Source organism: Pseudomonas frederiksbergensis (assembly GCF_001952935.1).
GTDB classification, from domain to species: Bacteria; Pseudomonadota; Gammaproteobacteria; order Pseudomonadales; family Pseudomonadaceae; genus Aquipseudomonas; species Aquipseudomonas frederiksbergensis.
The window spans coordinates 2,495,549-2,511,912 of the sequence record NZ_CP018319.1; the positions used below are offsets into that span (position 1 = coordinate 2,495,549).

Annotated in this window: 11 protein-coding genes; 4 read left to right on the plus strand and 7 right to left on the minus strand. The window is 59.8% G+C overall.

Annotated elements, in window-relative coordinates:
- Positions 1–26: 26 nt before the first annotated feature.
- The 7 genes from PFAS1_RS11495 to aspA form a co-directional block, all read right to left on the minus strand.
- The gene (locus PFAS1_RS11495) at positions 27–4,652 is read right to left on the minus strand and encodes a dermonecrotic toxin domain-containing protein (RefSeq protein WP_076029241.1); all 4,626 of its coding nucleotides are present in this window, start codon (positions 4,650–4,652) and stop codon (positions 27–29) included.
- A gap of 159 nt (positions 4,653–4,811) precedes the next feature.
- On the minus strand, positions 4,812–5,912 hold the full coding sequence (locus tag PFAS1_RS11500) for a polyamine ABC transporter substrate-binding protein (protein ID WP_076029242.1): 1,101 nt from the start codon (positions 5,910–5,912) through the stop codon (positions 4,812–4,814).
- A gap of 12 nt (positions 5,913–5,924) precedes the next feature.
- Complete coding sequence (locus PFAS1_RS11505; protein WP_076029243.1) at positions 5,925–6,956, minus strand: histone deacetylase family protein; 1,032 nt, start codon at positions 6,954–6,956, stop codon at positions 5,925–5,927.
- Between the two features lie 257 nt (positions 6,957–7,213).
- Complete coding sequence (locus PFAS1_RS11510) at positions 7,214–8,206, minus strand: AraC family transcriptional regulator (protein WP_076029244.1); 993 nt, start codon at positions 8,204–8,206, stop codon at positions 7,214–7,216.
- Positions 8,207–8,381: 175 nt separating this feature from the next.
- On the minus strand, positions 8,382–9,386 hold the full coding sequence (locus PFAS1_RS11515; RefSeq protein ID WP_076029245.1) for an asparaginase: 1,005 nt from the start codon (positions 9,384–9,386) through the stop codon (positions 8,382–8,384).
- 131 nt (positions 9,387–9,517) lie between these two features.
- Positions 9,518–10,966: an alanine/glycine:cation symporter family protein gene (locus tag PFAS1_RS11520; protein WP_076029246.1), complete on the minus strand. Its 1,449-nt coding sequence runs from the start codon at positions 10,964–10,966 to the stop codon at positions 9,518–9,520.
- A 533-nt stretch (positions 10,967–11,499) separates the two neighbouring features.
- A complete protein-coding gene (gene aspA / locus PFAS1_RS11525) occupies positions 11,500–12,924 on the minus strand; it encodes an aspartate ammonia-lyase (protein WP_008150027.1) in 1,425 nt (474 codons plus the stop codon).
- A 180-nt stretch (positions 12,925–13,104) separates the two neighbouring features.
- Between aspA and PFAS1_RS11530 the strand changes: the two genes are divergently transcribed.
- From PFAS1_RS11530 to PFAS1_RS11545, 4 genes are all read left to right on the plus strand, one after another.
- Entirely contained in the window at positions 13,105–14,013 is a 909-nt protein-coding gene (locus PFAS1_RS11530) for a LysR substrate-binding domain-containing protein (RefSeq protein WP_074872107.1), read from the plus strand.
- Between the two features lie 328 nt (positions 14,014–14,341).
- Positions 14,342–14,833, plus strand: a complete 492-nt coding sequence (purE, locus tag PFAS1_RS11535) for a 5-(carboxyamino)imidazole ribonucleotide mutase (protein ID WP_008150032.1) — start codon at positions 14,342–14,344, stop codon at positions 14,831–14,833.
- An 11-nt stretch (positions 14,834–14,844) separates the two neighbouring features.
- The gene (locus PFAS1_RS11540; protein ID WP_074872103.1) at positions 14,845–15,927 is read left to right on the plus strand and encodes a 5-(carboxyamino)imidazole ribonucleotide synthase; all 1,083 of its coding nucleotides are present in this window, start codon (positions 14,845–14,847) and stop codon (positions 15,925–15,927) included.
- A 109-nt stretch (positions 15,928–16,036) separates the two neighbouring features.
- On the plus strand, positions 16,037–16,282 hold the full coding sequence (locus PFAS1_RS11545; protein ID WP_074872101.1) for a GlsB/YeaQ/YmgE family stress response membrane protein: 246 nt from the start codon (positions 16,037–16,039) through the stop codon (positions 16,280–16,282).
- Positions 16,283–16,364: the final 82 nt, after the last annotated feature.

Consider the following 16,364-nt stretch of genomic DNA (forward strand, 5'->3'; position numbering starts at 1 on the left):
GGGAGAGCTGGTCGGTGGAGGGTGCGTCAGGAAGTGCTCACCTTGGGAAAGAACAGCGATCGGGCCAGCTGAGGGCTGATTCTGCTGCGATAGATCTCGATCGCTTCCTGGTTGCTGGTGCTTGCCCCTATATCGACACTGCCCAGCAGCCGTTGCTCGCGGGTTTTCAAATGAGCGGCGGTATAGGCCTGGACCTCGTCCTTGAGCTGGGCGTAGTGAAAGTGGGCGTACCAAAGCACGCGGGCAGTGGTGGCCTCCCGCACTTCGTATTCCTGCAGATAATCCCGGCGCTGCCCTTTGAGTCGACGTCGGTCTCCCACGCGCACGATGTCGACTTCGCCTTTGCTGTGTAACCATTCGACGCGGGCGGCGGTAGGCGGTTGTCGTTTGGTCATCTCAAGCCGCAGGCGATGGCCTTCGGCATAGAGTCGGGTGGTTTGTGTGGCCAGTTGCGTCAATACCGGTTGTGCCTCGTTCGCATGATCCTGCGTGGCATTGCTTTGGATGAGCGCTGCGTTGATCGCTTTGGCGGCGTCTTCAAGGCGAGAGGCCTGCTGGTGGAACACTTCCTCTATTTCCACCGGGAGCTGCCAGGACTGTTTTGAGTCAGCTTCGGCACGTTGCATAAAGGCGGGCAGAGAATCCAGCAGCGATTGTCCTGCCGTTATGCGTGCCCCCGGGTCAGGCAGGCGCCCTTTGGGAGCCTGCGGTTTCTTCGTCAACCGTTCGACCCAGACCCCAGGGGTCTTTTCGTGGAAAGTGGCGATCACCTTGCCGGTCACCGGGGCGGTGACGTCCACGAGGACCATTTTTCCGGGCGCGTTTTTACGGGTCTGGCCGATCACGGTGCCTTTGAAGCGCGTCGTGATGACTCTCTTGTTTGACGCCGATGAGGTGCGTGACGGGCCGGGTGCAGGCTCCAGGAGTCGCTGCTCGCGCAGCAAGTCCGCCAGATGCCCTACGGTCTGCTGATGGAACTCCTCGATACGGCCCTGCAGTCGCTCAAATTGCTTTTGCTCGATCTGCTCCTGGTAGGTCGCTGTGAAGCTCTTGAGGCGTTGTTCGATGGCGGCGAACTGATCGACCAGATTGTTCAAGGCCTCGATCCGGTCACCCATGTTCAGCAGCTGCTCATCACCCATCAACTCCATTGCACTATTCACCGTCAGATCGGCATCTTCGACAATCTGCTCGATGGAAGCTTTGGCTGCGGACCGTTCGGGCGTTTCGCCAGATTTGAGGCACAGCTCGCGGGCCAGCGTGACCTGCAGGGACTTGAGGTCCGGGAGGTTGAATTTAGGCAGTTGTTTTTGGTAATCGAGGAGCAACTGCTCAGCGTTTTTGCCCAGTCGTCTCAACTCCTGGAAGCGCAACTGAGCGAACTCGACCTTCTGAATAATCCCTTGGGTCAGGTCTGACATGGCTTCAAACGTCCCGGTGGGAGGAGGGGAGCCGCTTTTTTCTTCGGCATCGAGATGTTCCATGGTCAGCTTCAGGGCATCGACGAAGGCCGGGTATTTCTCGTCGATCCAGGTTTGGTTGAAAAACAGTTGAGTTCCCAGCATTTCGATCATCGCGACACGGTAGTTGGGCACTTCCTCGACCAGATTGAGCGATTTGACTTTCTCGATCGTGGTTTCATATTCGGCGGTGCGCTCCTCCAGTTTTTCGAGAAATGTTTGTCGAGCGGCAGCGATTGCCTCTGGGGGGGCGTCTTTCATGGTTTTGTAGGCGTCGGTAATACTTTTTCGTTTGTCCGCCATCTGCGCATCGAAAACGGCCAGATAAGTCTTGATCTCGGCGGTTTTGCTTGCGTTGGCTTTTTGTAATGCCTTGAGCCTGCTTTTCTTGCCGCCGCCCCGCAGGCGCAGCCTGATATCGATGACCCATTCGCCTTTGGAATTGCTGATCAACAAGGGGCCGGTGATGGACGGTTGCTTGCGGGTATCAATGATCTGAACGATTTCATCGTCGTTCACGAAGACTTCGAACCATCGTTCGCCCACCGGGGCATAGTATTTGGACTGATGTTCATAGAGGTGTTTGTACAAGCCTTCGGTACTGGCCTCTCCGAGTCCTTGCGGTTTGGGGATTTTGTATCGGTCCAGGGTTGGCCCAAGCCCTGCGCTGTTGCTATTGAGCACGGTCGTGGGGTGAAGCGAGGTCTGGTGTTCAACCGGCAGATAATCGTCCGCAATATCAGGCAGTTGTATGCTGGCCGGGGTCTGGGCCGGAGGAGTTTTCTGCGCGCTGGCAATGATGGGTTTTTCGGTCTGCGATACGCGGTCTCGCGCGGGTTGGCGGCGGGCGGTCGCGTGGTGAGCCAGCACCATGCCCAGGGTCAGGAACAAGTCGGTCAGGGCGGACCATTGTGCCGTCGTATCCTGGTTTTCCCGGGCGTCGATGCCTTCTTGCAGATCGTCCAGAATCTGCCAGATCCACGCAGCCGTTCCGGCGGTTCGACCGAGAAACGGCAACACGGCGCTGAATATCATCCAGGCGTGTTGTTTGAAACTGGCCCAGCGGCTTTCGGCATTGGACACCGAGTCCCGCTCGCTCTTCATGATCAGTGCGTTGGCGTTGGCCTTGAACAGTTTCATCAGGCGGTCGTGCTCGATCACTTTCTGCCCGAAGGACACCGGCCCGCTCATCTGCCGAGAGATGTCTGGGTCGACCAGCAGTTGTGACAACGTCCAGACCGAGGGTAATTCCCCCGGGAAGACATACTGCGAATAGTTGAACCGAACGTCGTCCGGCAACCATGCCAGGGTTGATGCCCGCAGCTCCTTGGAGTGTTTGATTGCATACAGCAGGTTGGCGGCCGTGGGGTACTGCGTCAGCGGTTGCTCAAGCAGTGGGCGATAGAGAATGCAGGGCCCCTTGGCCATGTCCCGTGGCCCGATCACAAACATGTTGGTGACTTCATCAGGGGTTTTGTTATTCCGCTGGCTGGGAATGAACGCCAGCGGACGGATCACGATCTCTTGCCCGTCGACCCACCGGTCGGCATTCAGCACATTCATTGCCGCCACGACGTAGCGATAGCCCTTTTCGTCGATGCCATGTTCGCCAAGGATTTTGCTTTGCAATGCTTGTAGCGCCAGTTGGATACGCAAGTTACTGGCGTAGAGGCGTTGACGGCGCAGCGATTCCAGCGGGTCATCCAGTAGCTTGCTCTTGACCCACGCGGGGTAGGCCGCACCGATATCGACGGCGCTGATGGCCGTCTTGACATAGTCGGGCGTCATCCAGGTCGGCACCGCTGTGCCGTCTTTGTACTGCACCGACTGGTTACCCAGAGGAAGGGCGATGAGGTTTTCGAGCGCCAGTTCGGCAAGGCCCAGGCGTTTGGTCTCGTTCATGCCGGGAGCCGTGAATGTCCCCCATACCACTTGACTGTCAATAACGATCTCGACGTTCTCAAGCTTCATGCTGGCTACATCACTGTGGCTTTTGAGCATGTGGGCTCGAAGTGCATCCAGCGTGAATGTCTTGATCGGAGCAATATCGTCGTCGAAGGATTTTCCGTTGTTACGCAGTTGCAGCAGCGCCAGATCAAACAGGTGTCGGCTGTAGCAACCCAGATCGAATGGCGAAGCGTCGTTCAGCCATTCGGGGATCAGCCGCTGCACCTTTTCGAAGTGCGAAACCTGGGTGGTTTGAGTCCTGCCGCTCACCTCTGTTGCGGGATGGGTGAGGGCGGGAATCGCCGGCCTGCTGGTCCGTTTTGCAAACTCCAGGCTGGCAATGGCATCCGTCTGAAGAGCAATCAGTGCGACGGCCTGATGATCGAAAAAATTCCCGGCGGGTTCGAACAGGCGCCATTGGAGCGTGGCCTCGGGAGGCAGTTCTTCAACATACTTCGGCAAATCCTCGCCGAGTTTTTCCAGCGACTCATATGTCCCAAAGCCTGACGCGATGGAGTGGGTCAGAATGATTGTGCGTGTCCCGACGGTGCCGATCACGACGGTCAGATCCGTACGATTGAGGTGGCTGGACACTGCGCCATCGAGCCGGTCGAAGTCGATCAGGCAGACCCGAATCTTGTAGGTGTCATGGGGGGTACGCAACTTTGCATCGGGATAGTTGAAGACGTTGCGCGCAATGGCTAGCTGGTGCGTATCCCAGCCCTCAACCTTTTCAACATTCCAGACCTGGCGCAATGACTGCGACAACGTCTGCCAACGCAGGGTCGTGCCTTGGGCGGGCTGGTCCCAGTATTCGAGTTGTTGTTCCTGGTAAGCCACCAACAGGAGGGGGGACAGTTTATTGATCAGGCGTCCTATCGCATCGATCTTGACCGGAAGGTGGATAGGCGTGGTCGCTCCGGGATTCAGGCTCAGGAAATGTTCACCGTCGAGATAGGTCACTGATCCGCCTGAGCCGGAGTGCCGCAGCAACGTGTCAGTCAATGACTCGAATCTCATTGATCCGGGGTGGACAGTCCCGGCGATGATTTTCCAGGTCGGTGTGACGACCATCGCCATAGCGGGGTTAATGTCCAATTGTGGATACAGCTTTTTCAGGTCGTCTCGAAGAATACGAGTGGCCACCTCCCTGATAGAGGGGCCAGTGACCAGTTGGGTGAGCAGATCATTTGGATTGCTGGATGCCGGATCGGCTTCGACTGCATTCGTTTCGGTAGAAGACATGTGCATTCCTTTCTGAGTGGCTGGGACGTGCGCGTCAACGCGCCGGTCAGGTTCGGAAAGTAGCGGGGTGGGGGGGCGGTCGGGCGGTACTTAAATATCGTCAGGTAAAAAAAGACCCGCACGGGGCGGGTCTTCAAGGGTGCGTAAATGATGGTTTGCTCAAGTCCCGGATTTGATCTTGGTCCAGGCCCGGGTCCGTGCCCGTTCGGCGTCACGGGGCAGCGGTTGCAGGGTGTACAGCGTGCTCATCGCCGCTTCGGTCGGGTACAGGTTCGGGTTGTTGCGGATCGCCGGGTCGACCAGTTCGGTGGCGTCCTTGTTCGGGTTCGGGTAGCCGACGAAGTCGCTGACCGGCGCAATCACTTGCGGCTGCAACAAGTAGTTGATGAAGGTGTAGGCGTCTTCCGGGTTCTTCGCGCCTTTGGGGATGGAGAGCATGTCGAACCAGATCGGCGCGCCTTCTTTGGGCAGGCGCATGTCGACGATCACGCCGTTCTTGGCTTCCTTGGCGCGGTTGGCGGCCTGGGAGAAGCTGCCGGAATAACCGACCGCGACGCAGATGTCACCGTTGGCAATGTCGGCCATGTACTTCGAGGAATGGAAGTAGGTGATGTACGGACGAATCTTCATCAACAGCGCTTCAGCCTTTTCGTAGTCCGCCGGTTTCTTGCTGTTGGGGTCCAGGCCGAGGTGTTGCAGGGCCAGTGGCAGGATCTCCGACGGCGAGTCGAGCAAAGCCACGCCGCACTGCTTGAGCTTGCTGATGTTCTCTTCCTTGAAGATCAGGTCCCAGCTGTCCACCGGTGCGTTGTCGCCCAAAGCCGTCTTGATCTTGTCCGGGTTGAAGCCGATCAGAATGGTCCCGTACATGTAGGGCACGGCGAATTTATTGCCCGGGTCGTTGGCTTCGATCAGCTTCATCAGCTTGGGGTCGAGGTGGTTCCAGTTCGGCAATTTGCTGCGGTCCAGCGGCTGGAACACTCCGGCTTCGATCTGCTTGGCGAGGAATACATTGGACGGTACCACCACGTCGTAACCGGAGTTGCCGGTCAGCAGCTTGGCCTCCAGGGCTTCGTTGGTGTCGAAGATGTCGTAGACCAGTTTGGTCTGGGGGTTCTGGGCCTTGAAATCTTCCAGCGCTTTGGGGGTGATGTAGTCGAACCAGTTGTAGACGCGCAACGTTCGCTCTTCAGCATGAACGGCGCCACTGAGCACGGTGGCACACAGGGCGGGCGCGATAAAACGCTTGAGACTGATCATTGTTCCAATTCCTCATTGGGCGCTTTCAAAACCTTCGAGAACGTTCACGGCATTGATGCCGATTTCTTCTACCGCGTAGCCGCCTTCCATCACGAACAGCGTCGGCTTGCCGAGGCCCGCGATGCGTGCGCCCATGGCCAGGTAATCCGGGCTGTCGAGCTTGAACTGGGAGATCGGATCGTCCTTGAACGTATCGACGCCCAGGGAAACGACGACGATATCGGCGCCGTACTTTTCGATCTCTTTGCAGGCTTGTTCCAGCGCGGCACTCCAGCTGTCCCAACCGCTCCCTGCCGGCAAAGGGTAGTTGAAGTTGAAGCCTTCGCCGGCGCCTTCACCCAGCTCATCTTCATAGCCGAGGAAGAACGGGAACTCGGCTTCCGGATGGCCATGGATCGAGGTGAACAGCACATCACTGCGCTCGTAGAAAATCGATTGAGTGCCGTTGCCGTGGTGGTAATCGACGTCGAGGATCGCGACCTTTTTATGGCCTTGGTCGAGGAAGGCTTGAGCGGCGATGGCGGCGTTGTTGAGGTAGCAATAACCGCCCATCAAATCGCTGGCGGCGTGGTGTCCCGGTGGCCGACACAGGGCGAAGGCACTGCGCGCGCCGCGTTGAATGGCGGCTTGGGCGGTCAACGCGACTTGCGCCGCACTGTATGCCGCTTGCCAGGTGCCGGCGGTAATCGGTGCGCCGCCGTCGAAGCTGTAATAGCCGAGCTGGCCGTGCAGGCTGGTGGGGATGATCCGGCGCAGGGTGCGGGCCGGCCAGGTGTAGGGCAGCAAATCGCCGTCAGTACCGAATTCGGTCCAGCGCGCCCAGGCACCTTTGAAGAAGTCGAGGTAGTCGCGGCTGTGGATGCGCGCGATCGGGTCGAGACCGAAATCCTGCGGCGCTTCGACCGGGCCGAGGTCGCGGTGCTGCACACGCTGCAGAACATGATCGGCTCGCGAAGGCATTTCGAAGCAGGGCATCAGTTGCCCGTCCATCAATTCACAACGGCCGTGGTGCAGGTGGTGATCGTGCGAGTAGATCGTCAGCATTTTCTTGTTCTCCGCAGGCTGATTCGGTTGAACACAGTCTTGCGGCGCGCGGCGTATGAGAGAACGGCAGGAAAGGCCAAAAGGGGATCGATATGGCCAAAAGAATTGACCGAAATTCGCCCCTTCCCTTATTGGCGCAAACCCTGGCCGATGTTTCCCATGCTCCGCGTGGGAATGCCTCTTGGGACGCTCCGCGTCCCGGTGACGCAGAGCGTCACTGGCTGCATTCCCACGCAGAGCGTGGGAACGATCAGTCGTCAGGGTCTGAACTGGCTCGGCGCTACACCGCTCCAGCGCACGAACGCATGACGGAAGCTCGCGGTCTCGCTGAAGCCCAATGCCTCGGCGATTTGATAGATCGGCAGTTGGTCATCGCAGAGCATGCGTTTGGCCTGCTCGAACCGCAGTTCATCAAGCAATTCCTGATAACTGCAGCCCAGATCCTTCAGATGCCGACGCAAGGTGCGCGCCGAGCAATTCATCTGCTCGGCCAAACCTTCGAGGCCGGGCGCCGCATTCAACTGCGCGCCGAGTAACTGGCGGATTCGCCCCAGCCACACCTGGCGACCGGTGAACTCGGTGTTTTGTTTGCGGCAGCGTTCGGCCATGGCCTGATGGGTGATGGCGTCGGCCAGAGGCAAGGGTTGATCGAGCCAGCGTTTATCAAAGGCAAAGGCGTTGGACGTAGCGTCGAACTGCAAGGGGCAATCGAAACGTTCGGTGTAGCGTGCCTGATAGTCCGGCGCCGGGTATTCGAAGCGGGCGCCAAGCAGCGGCAACGGTTGGCCGAGCAGGTCTTCGCAAGTGATCTTCATCGAAACCAGGCAGAACTCGACATTGAAGGGCGCCAGCGCAGGGTTTTCCCGATAGTCGCCAGCGGTGAGCCAGATGCGCTCGTTGTCTTCTTCCAGGCTCAACTCGAACAGTGTTCCCAATAGCGCCGGGTAGTGCAGTGCCAGCCGCAAGGCGTCACCTAAAGTGGCGCTGGTGAGTAAGGCGTACCCGAGCATGCCGTAGGACGAAACGTGCATCCGCCGGCCCAGTTCCAGGCCGATGTCACGCTTGAGCGCGACGGCGTTGGCGCAGACCTGCATCTCCTGATTGGTGGTGATGCGCGTGTCCGCCCGGCTCAGATCCGCCGGGCTTATGCCGCTGCCGGCCAGCAAGGCTTCGCTGGATAAGCCCTCGGCCTTGAAGGTGTTGAGCACCAGAGAGACGGCGTTGAGGGTGGTGAGGTGGGAGTGGAGCATGGGGTGTGTTCCAGCCGTTAAGTAGCTGGAGGCGAGCAAGTTATATGCCCAACGACGATCCTGTGGGAGCGGGCTTGCTCGCGAAAGCGTCCTGTCAGTCACATTGATGCAGGATATGCAGCCGTCTTCGCGAGCAAGCCCGCTCCCACAGGGTTTTGTATTGTGTCAGCTCAATTCAGCTCAGTTCGCCGCAGAGGTCGAGTTCAGCAAGCCGCCGCACTTCAGCGGTGTCGAGCCCGGCACCCAGCAGGCCATGCAACTTGCCGAACGCCGCTTCGCGCGTCATGCCTCCACCGGACAACACGCCGACACCGCGCAAGCGACTGCCAGCCTCGTAAACATCCAGCTCGACGCCACCTTCATGGCATTGGGTGACGGCTACAACGACAACACCTTTGTCCCGCGCCCGTTCCAGGCTCGCGAGGAATTCTGGATTGTCGCTGGGCCCGGTACCGCTGCCGTAGCACTCCAGCACCAGGCCTTGAATGCCGCTGTCGAGCAGGCCGTCCAGCATTTCGGCACTGATGCCGGGGAACAACGGCAGCACCGCGACTTTCGCCAATTGCCTGGGTTGGTTGTAGGTCAGCGACGCCGGAATTGAAGACGCCTTCTCACCGCCACTCTGGCGCTCAAGCCGCTTGAACGGATGACGACCGAAACTGCGCACCTTCGCGCAACGGGTAGGGTCCAGCTGCTCACCGTGGAAGTACAGGTGAACGCCCGGCGCCAGGCCGTGACCCAAAGCAACCAGTGCGCCACTGAGGTTCTCCCAGGCATCACTGTCGGTCACGCCGGCCGGCAGCATGGAACCGGTGAACACCACGCGGGCGTGAAGGCCGAGCAATTGAAAACTCATGGCCGCCGCGCTGTAGGCGAGGGTGTCGGTGCCATGCAGGATCAGCACGCTGTCGCAACCCTGGACATCGACGGCATCGACCACCGCTTCACGCAGTTGCTGCCAGTAAACCGGGGTCATGTTGGCGCTGTCGATCAGCGGCGACATCTCGCGAAAGCGCCATTGCGGCACGACCAGGTCAGGCTGGCTGTGCAGATACTCGCGCATCCGGGCTTCGAAACCGGACGCCGGGGCCAGGCCGCGGGCGCTGGCTTGCATGCCGATGGTGCCGCCGGTGTAGAGCACCATGACGTGCTGGGCGGCAGGGTAGGAATTGGGAGTCATGGGGGAAATCTCCTGGCAGGTGGGAGCGAGCCTGCTCGCGATAGCGGTATGTTAGACACTAATGTGTTATCTGACAGTCCGTCATCGCCAGCAGGCTGGCTCCCACAGGTTGTGCACCCGTCGTTTACTGATCAGCGTTGCGCTGCGGGTACGCCTTGCGGCTGGGCTTGAGCCTTGGTGGCGGCTGGCGGATTGGCTGGCCAGGCTTTCAGATCCAGGTCCAGGTCCGGGAATTTGCTCGAATCGAACACCGGGGTCTTGATGCCGGCTGCGCGCTGGTCATCGTAGTCACGCAGGATGCGCATGCCGACCTTGAACAGCAGGAACAGCGCGATCAGGTTCACGAACGCCAGCATCGTCATGGTGATGTCGGCGAAGGCGAACACGGTGCCGAGGTTTTCGATGGCACCCCAGAAGATCAATACCAGTACCAGTGCGCGGTAACCGATCAGCGCCTTGCGGTTTTCACCCAGCATGAAGCGCAGGTTGTTCTCGCCCAGATAGTAGTTGTAGAGGATCGAGGTGAACACGAACAACGACAGAGCCACCGAAATGAAGACCCGGCCCCAGTCACCGACCACGGCGGCCAGGGAGTTCTGGGTCAGGGCAATGCCATCGCCTTCGAAGCCTGGGGTATAGAAGCCCGACAGCAGGATCAGCAATGCAGTGCAGGTGCAGATCACGAAGGTGTCGAGGAACACGCTGAACGCCTGAACCACGCCTTGCGATACCGGGTGCTCGACCGAGGCCACAGCGGCCACGTTCGGCGCACTGCCCAGGCCTGCTTCGTTAGCGAACACGCCGCGCTTCACGCCCATGACGATGGCGCTGCCGATCAGGCCGCCGAAGGCTTGATCCAGGCCGAAGGCGCTTTTGACGATGGTCATCAACATGCCCGGAACGTGGTCGAACTGCAGCACGATCACGTAGAGGGTCACGCCGATGTACGCCAGGGTTTTCACCGGCACCAGCAGGTCAGCGACCTTGGCGATCCGCTTGATACCGCCGACGAACACCAGACCCAGCAACACCGCCAGTGCCAGCCCGGTGTAAGTGGTGTCGAAGCCGAACGCGTTATTCAGCGAGTGGGTCACGGCATGGGCTTGCAGGCCGTTGAAGGCGAAGCCAAAGGTGATCAGCAGCAGGAACGCCATAATCATGCCCAGCCAGCGTTTCTGCAGGCCGTGCTGGATGTAAAAGGACGGGCCTCCACGATACTGGCCTTCGGAGTCGCAGCGCTTGTAAAGCTGGCCGAGGGAGCATTCGAAGAAGCTGCTGGACATGCCGACCAGCGCGGTCACCCACATCCAGAACACGGCACCGGGGCCACCGAGGGTCACGGCGATACCGACACCGGCGATGTTACCTGCACCGACGCGGCCGGCGAGGCTGAGCATCAGGGCCTGGAACGAACTGAGCTGGCCAGCGCTGCTTTTGAGGCTGTCGCGGAACACCGCGAACATGTGGAAGAAATGGCGGAACTGAACGAAACGCGAGCGGATCGTGAAGTAGCTACCGAGCCCGACAATGAGCACGATCAGTACTTTCCCTGAGAGGAAGTCGTTAATGACTTCGAGCATGGATTATTCCTCGCTGTTTTTTGTGTAGGCAAATGCTGTGCGGTCAGAAATATCGCGTTACACCGCTTTGCACGCGGCAAAACAGGCTAGGCGAAGGTTCGTCCCGATTTCATATTGCGGGTTTGTTATTAGTTCGGGTTTCGCATGGGTTTGGGCCTCGTTACCGACGACCGCTCACGCGAAGAGGGGCGGCACTATACCTATGAGTGTGCCGTCCGTCTGCACGGTTGTGGTGCAAGCGATGAATCGAAGCCTTTGAAACACCTGACATTTTCGGTGTCAGGTTTATGCGGGAGCTGCTTTTCTGTGGGAGCGGGCTTGCTCGCGAAGGCGGTGTATCAGCCACAGAGTTGCCGGATGTGCCGCCGTCTTCGCGAGCAAGCCCGCTCCCACATTTCTCATCTCCCACAGGTTCTGCGTTGCTGCCAAAAAGTTAAAAAAAAGGGCTTGGGGAACAAATCCCCAAGCCCTCAAAAGGTGAGAGGTGTCTAGTCCCTCGACCTGGTGAGCGGTGCTACAAGTAACGCGTCGGATCAGGCTTTAAGCGGAACCAGACGCGGAGCAATCATGTTTTCCGGGCGCAGGATGTCGGCGAGCATTTCGTCGTCGAGCAAGCCTTCTTCGCGCACCAGTTCCAGCACGCCGCGGCCGCTTTCGAGGGCGATACGGGCGATACGGGTAGCGTTTTCATAGCCGATGTACGGGTTCAGCGCGGTGACCAGGCCGATCGAGTGCTCGACCAGTTCGCGGCAGCGCTCTTCGTTGGCGGTGATGCCGACGATGCAGTGCTCGCGCAGCATGTCCATAGCGCGCTGCAGCAGGCGGATCGAGTCGAAGATCTTGAAGGCGATCAGCGGCTCCATCACGTTCAGTTGCAGTTGGCCGCCTTCGGCTGCGATGGTCAGCGCCAGGTCGTTGCCGATGATCTGGAACGCCACCTGATTGACCGCTTCCGGGATCACCGGGTTGACCTTGCCGGGCATGATCGAGCTGCCTGGCTGACGCGCTGGCAGGTTGATTTCGTTGATGCCGGTGCGTGGGCCGCTGGACAGCAGGCGCAGGTCGTTGCAGATCTTCGACAGCTTCACCGCGGTGCGCTTGAGCATGCCGGAGAACAGCACGAAGGCGCCCATGTCGGAGGTGGCTTCGATCAGGTCGGCAGCTGGAACCAGCGGTTGACCGCTGATCAGCGCCAGACGCTCAACGGCCAGGTGCTGGTAGCGCGGGTCGGCGTTGATGCCGGTACCGATCGCGGTGCCGCCCAGGTTCACTTCGGTCAGCAGTTCCGGGGCCAGCGTCTTCAGACGGGCCAGGTCTTCGCCCAGTGTGGTGGCGAATGCGCGGAATTCCTGGCCGAGGGTCATCGGCACGGCGTCTTGCAGTTGGGTACGGCCCATTTTCAGGACGTGAGCGAACTCTTGGCCCTTGGCAGCGAACGCCTGGATCAGGCTGTCGAGGCTGGCCAGCAGCGCGTCGTGACCCAGCAGCAGACCCAGACGGATCGCGGTCGGGTAGGCGTCGTTGGTCGACTGCGCCATGTTCACGTCATTGTTCGGGTGCAGGTATTGGTATTCGCCCTTCTGGTGACCCATGGCCTCCAGCGCGATGTTGGCGATGACTTCGTTGGCATTCATGTTGGTTGAAGTGCCAGCGCCGCCTTGAATCATGTCCACGACGAACTCTTCGTGGAAATCGCCGCGGATCAAACGGGCACAGGCTTCGCTGATGGCAGCGTGCTTGGCTTCGCTCAGGTGACCCAGCTCGCGGTTGGCGTCAGCGGCGGCTTGTTTAACCATCGCCAGGCCGACAACCAGCTTCGGGTAATGCGAAATCGGAACGCCGGAGAGACGGAAGTTGTTCACCGCTCGCAGGGTCTGGATGCCGTAGTACGCTTGAGCAGGTACTTCGAGTACGCCAAGCAGGTCTTTTTCTGTGCGGAAAGATGCAGCGGAGGACATGATAGAAATCATCTCGATATGGACCCGGTCTGTGCCGGAACGCTGCAAATGCTAGGCTTGTGGAGAATTTTGGGCCAATGCTGTTAAACACTAGCCTATGCACATTCGGCATAATGCCCATGTGACGCCGTGTCTGTGGCGAGCGTGTGACCTAAATTGGTGCGTGTCCGGGAGGCCGTGATGAACCTTGAAAGTAAATGGCTGGAGGACTTTAGTGCCCTGGCTGCCACCCGCAGCTTCTCCCAGGCTGCCGAACGACGCTTCGTGACGCAGCCGGCATTCAGTCGACGGATCCGCAGCCTTGAAGCCGCATTGGGGCTGACCCTGGTCAATCGCTCGCGCACGCCGATCGAGCTGACGGCGGCAGGGCAGCTGTTCCTGGTCACCGCGCGGACGGTGGTCGAGCAGCTCGGTGAAGTGCTGCGTCACCTTCATCACCTGGAAGGCGGGCAGGGCGAGGTGATGCAGGTCGCCGCCGCTCACTCCCTGGCGCTGGGTTTCTTCCCGCGCTGGATCGCGCAGTTGCGTAACGAAGGCCTGAACATCGCGACGCGCCTGGTGGCGACCAACGTCGGCGATGCCGTGCATGCCCTGCGTGAAGGCGGTTGCGATCTGATGCTGGCGTTCTACGACCCGGATGCGGCGATGCAGATGGACCCGGAAATCTTTCCGTCGCTGCACCTTGGCAACACCGAAATGCTTCCGGTCTGCGCGGCGGACGCCGACGGCAAGCCACTGTTCGATCTGGAAGGCGAAGGCAGTGTGCCGCTGCTCGCCTACAGCGCCGGTGCATTTCTCGGGCGTTCGGTGAACATGCTGCTGCGCCAGCGCGCGCTGCGCTTCACCACCATTTACGAGACGGCCATGGCCGACAGTCTTAAAAGCATGGCGCTGGAAGGATTGGGCATTGCCTGGGTGCCGCGACTCAGCGTGCGCGCCGAACTGGCTCGGGGTGAACTGGTAGTGTGCGGCGGCCCGCAATGGCATGTGCCGCTGGAGATTCGCTTGTACCGCTGCGCGCTGGTGCGCAAGGCGAACGTGCGATTGCTGTGGCGCAAACTGGAAGGCGGCGCAGCGCAGAGTTCTTGAACATGTCGACTAACCCTGTGGGAGTGAGCCTGCTCGCGATAGCGGACTAATATTCAACGCAAATGTCGACCGGGCCGACGCCATCGCGAGCAGGCTCGCTCCCACAGGGAATGATGTTGTATTGACTGACTCTGAAGTCAATAAAACCGGCGCTTTGCGTCGTATGACAGATGGTCGTCTCGGGGGCTGTTTATCTGCCTCATTGAGGTATACTGCGCGGCCTTCGGCCGGTTCGTCCGGCCATAATTCGTACAATCAAGCCACGCATATTGCGTGGCTTGTTGTTTTTTGACGCGCCTGCGGGCGCCCAGAGAGAAGAGGCACGACGATGAGCGCACTGGTTGGCGTGATCATGGGCTCCAAGTCCGATTGGTCCACCCTTAGCCACACCGCCGATATGCTGGAAAAGCTCGGCATTCCTTACGAGGTGAAAGTGGTCTCTGCCCACCGCACCCCGGACCTGCTCTTCCAGTACGCCGAAGAGGCTGAGGCGCGTGGCATCGAGGTGATCATCGCCGGTGCCGGCGGCGCGGCCCACTTGCCAGGCATGTGTGCGGCCAAGACCCACCTGCCGGTACTGGGTGTGCCGGTGCAGTCGTCGATGCTCTCGGGCGTCGATTCGCTGCTGTCTATCGTGCAGATGCCCGCGGGCATTCCGGTTGCCACCCTGGCCATCGGCAAGGCCGGCGCGATCAACGCAGCGCTGCTCTCGGCGAGCATTCTCGGCGCCAAGCACCCGCAGTTCCACGCGGTGCTGAAAAAATTCCGCGCTGAACAGACAGACAGCGTCCTGGAAAATCCAGACCCACGCATCGCCTGAGGTTGTTGACGATGAAGATCGGTGTAATCGGTGGCGGCCAGTTGGGTCGCATGTTGGCGCTGGCGGGTACTCCGCTGGGCATGAACTTCGCTTTCCTGGACCCTGCGCCGGATGCTTGTGCAGCCGCGTTGGGCGAACACCTGCGGGCCGATTACGGCGATCAGGATCACCTGCGTCAGCTGGCCGATGAAGTCGATCTGGTGACTTTCGAGTTCGAAAGTGTCCCGGCCGAAACCGTCGCATTCCTCTCGCAATTCGTCCCGGTCTACCCGAGCGCCGAAGCCCTGCGCATCGCCCGTGATCGCTGGTTCGAGAAGAGCATGTTCAAGGACCTGGGGATTCCCACCCCGGCGTTCGCCGACATTCAATCGCAAGCCGACCTGGACGCTGCCGTAGCTTCGATCGGTCTGCCGGCCGTGCTGAAAACCCGCACCCTGGGTTACGACGGCAAGGGCCAGAAAGTCCTGCGCAAGCCTGAAGACGTGGCCGGTACGTTCGCCGAACTGGGCAGCGTGGCTTGCCTGCTGGAAGGCTTCGTGCCGTTTACCGGCGAAGTCTCGCTGATTGCCGTGCGTGCCCGCGATGGCGAAACCAGGTTCTATCCGCTGGTTCACAACACCCACGACAGCGGCATCCTCAAGTTGTCCGTGGCCAGCACCGACCATCCGCTGCAAGCCTTGGCGGAAGACTATTCCAGCCGTGTGCTCAAGCAGCTGAATTACGTTGGCGTGATGGCGTTCGAGTTCTTTGAAGTCGACGGTGGCCTCAAGGCCAACGAGATCGCCCCGCGTGTACACAACTCGGGTCACTGGACCACTGAAGGTGCCGAGTGCAGCCAGTTCGAAAACCACCTGCGGGCCGTTGCCGGTCTGCCGCTGGGTTCGACGGCCAAGGTCGGCGAGAGCGCGATGCTCAACTTCATCGGCAAAGTGCCGGAGACCGAGAAAGTCCTGGCCATCGCCGATTGCCATCTGCATCACTACGGCAAGGCGTTCAAGGTCGGTCGCAAGGTCGGTCACGCCAACCTGCGTTGTGCAGACCGCGAAACACTGGCTGCGCAGATCCTCAAGGTCGAAGCCCTCATCGCCGAGTAAACAGTTTCATGTGGCAGCGGTGGAACCATTCAGGGGCCGCCGTTCTCTCATGGCAAGATGCCAAAGTCTGACTAGGCTTGGACGTAGCACTTAATCAGAGGGAAATGCCATGGGAATTATCGGAACCATCTTTATCGGCTTGATCGTCGGCCTGCTGGCGCGGTTCCTGAAGCCGGGCGATGACAAAATGGGTTGGATCATGACCATCCTGCTCGGTATTGGCGGTTCGCTGGCGGCCACTTACGGCGGCCAGGCTCTGGGCATCTATCATGCGGGCGAAGGTGCAGGCTTCATCGGTGCGCTGGTTGGCGCGGTGGTGTTGCTGGTGATCTACGGTTTGATCAAAAAGAACTGATTCAAAGCGACAAAGCCCCCTCTGCGCTGCAGGCAGAGCGGGCTAGAATGCTCGGCGTTGCACTGTCCTCTCCTTTGCCGAG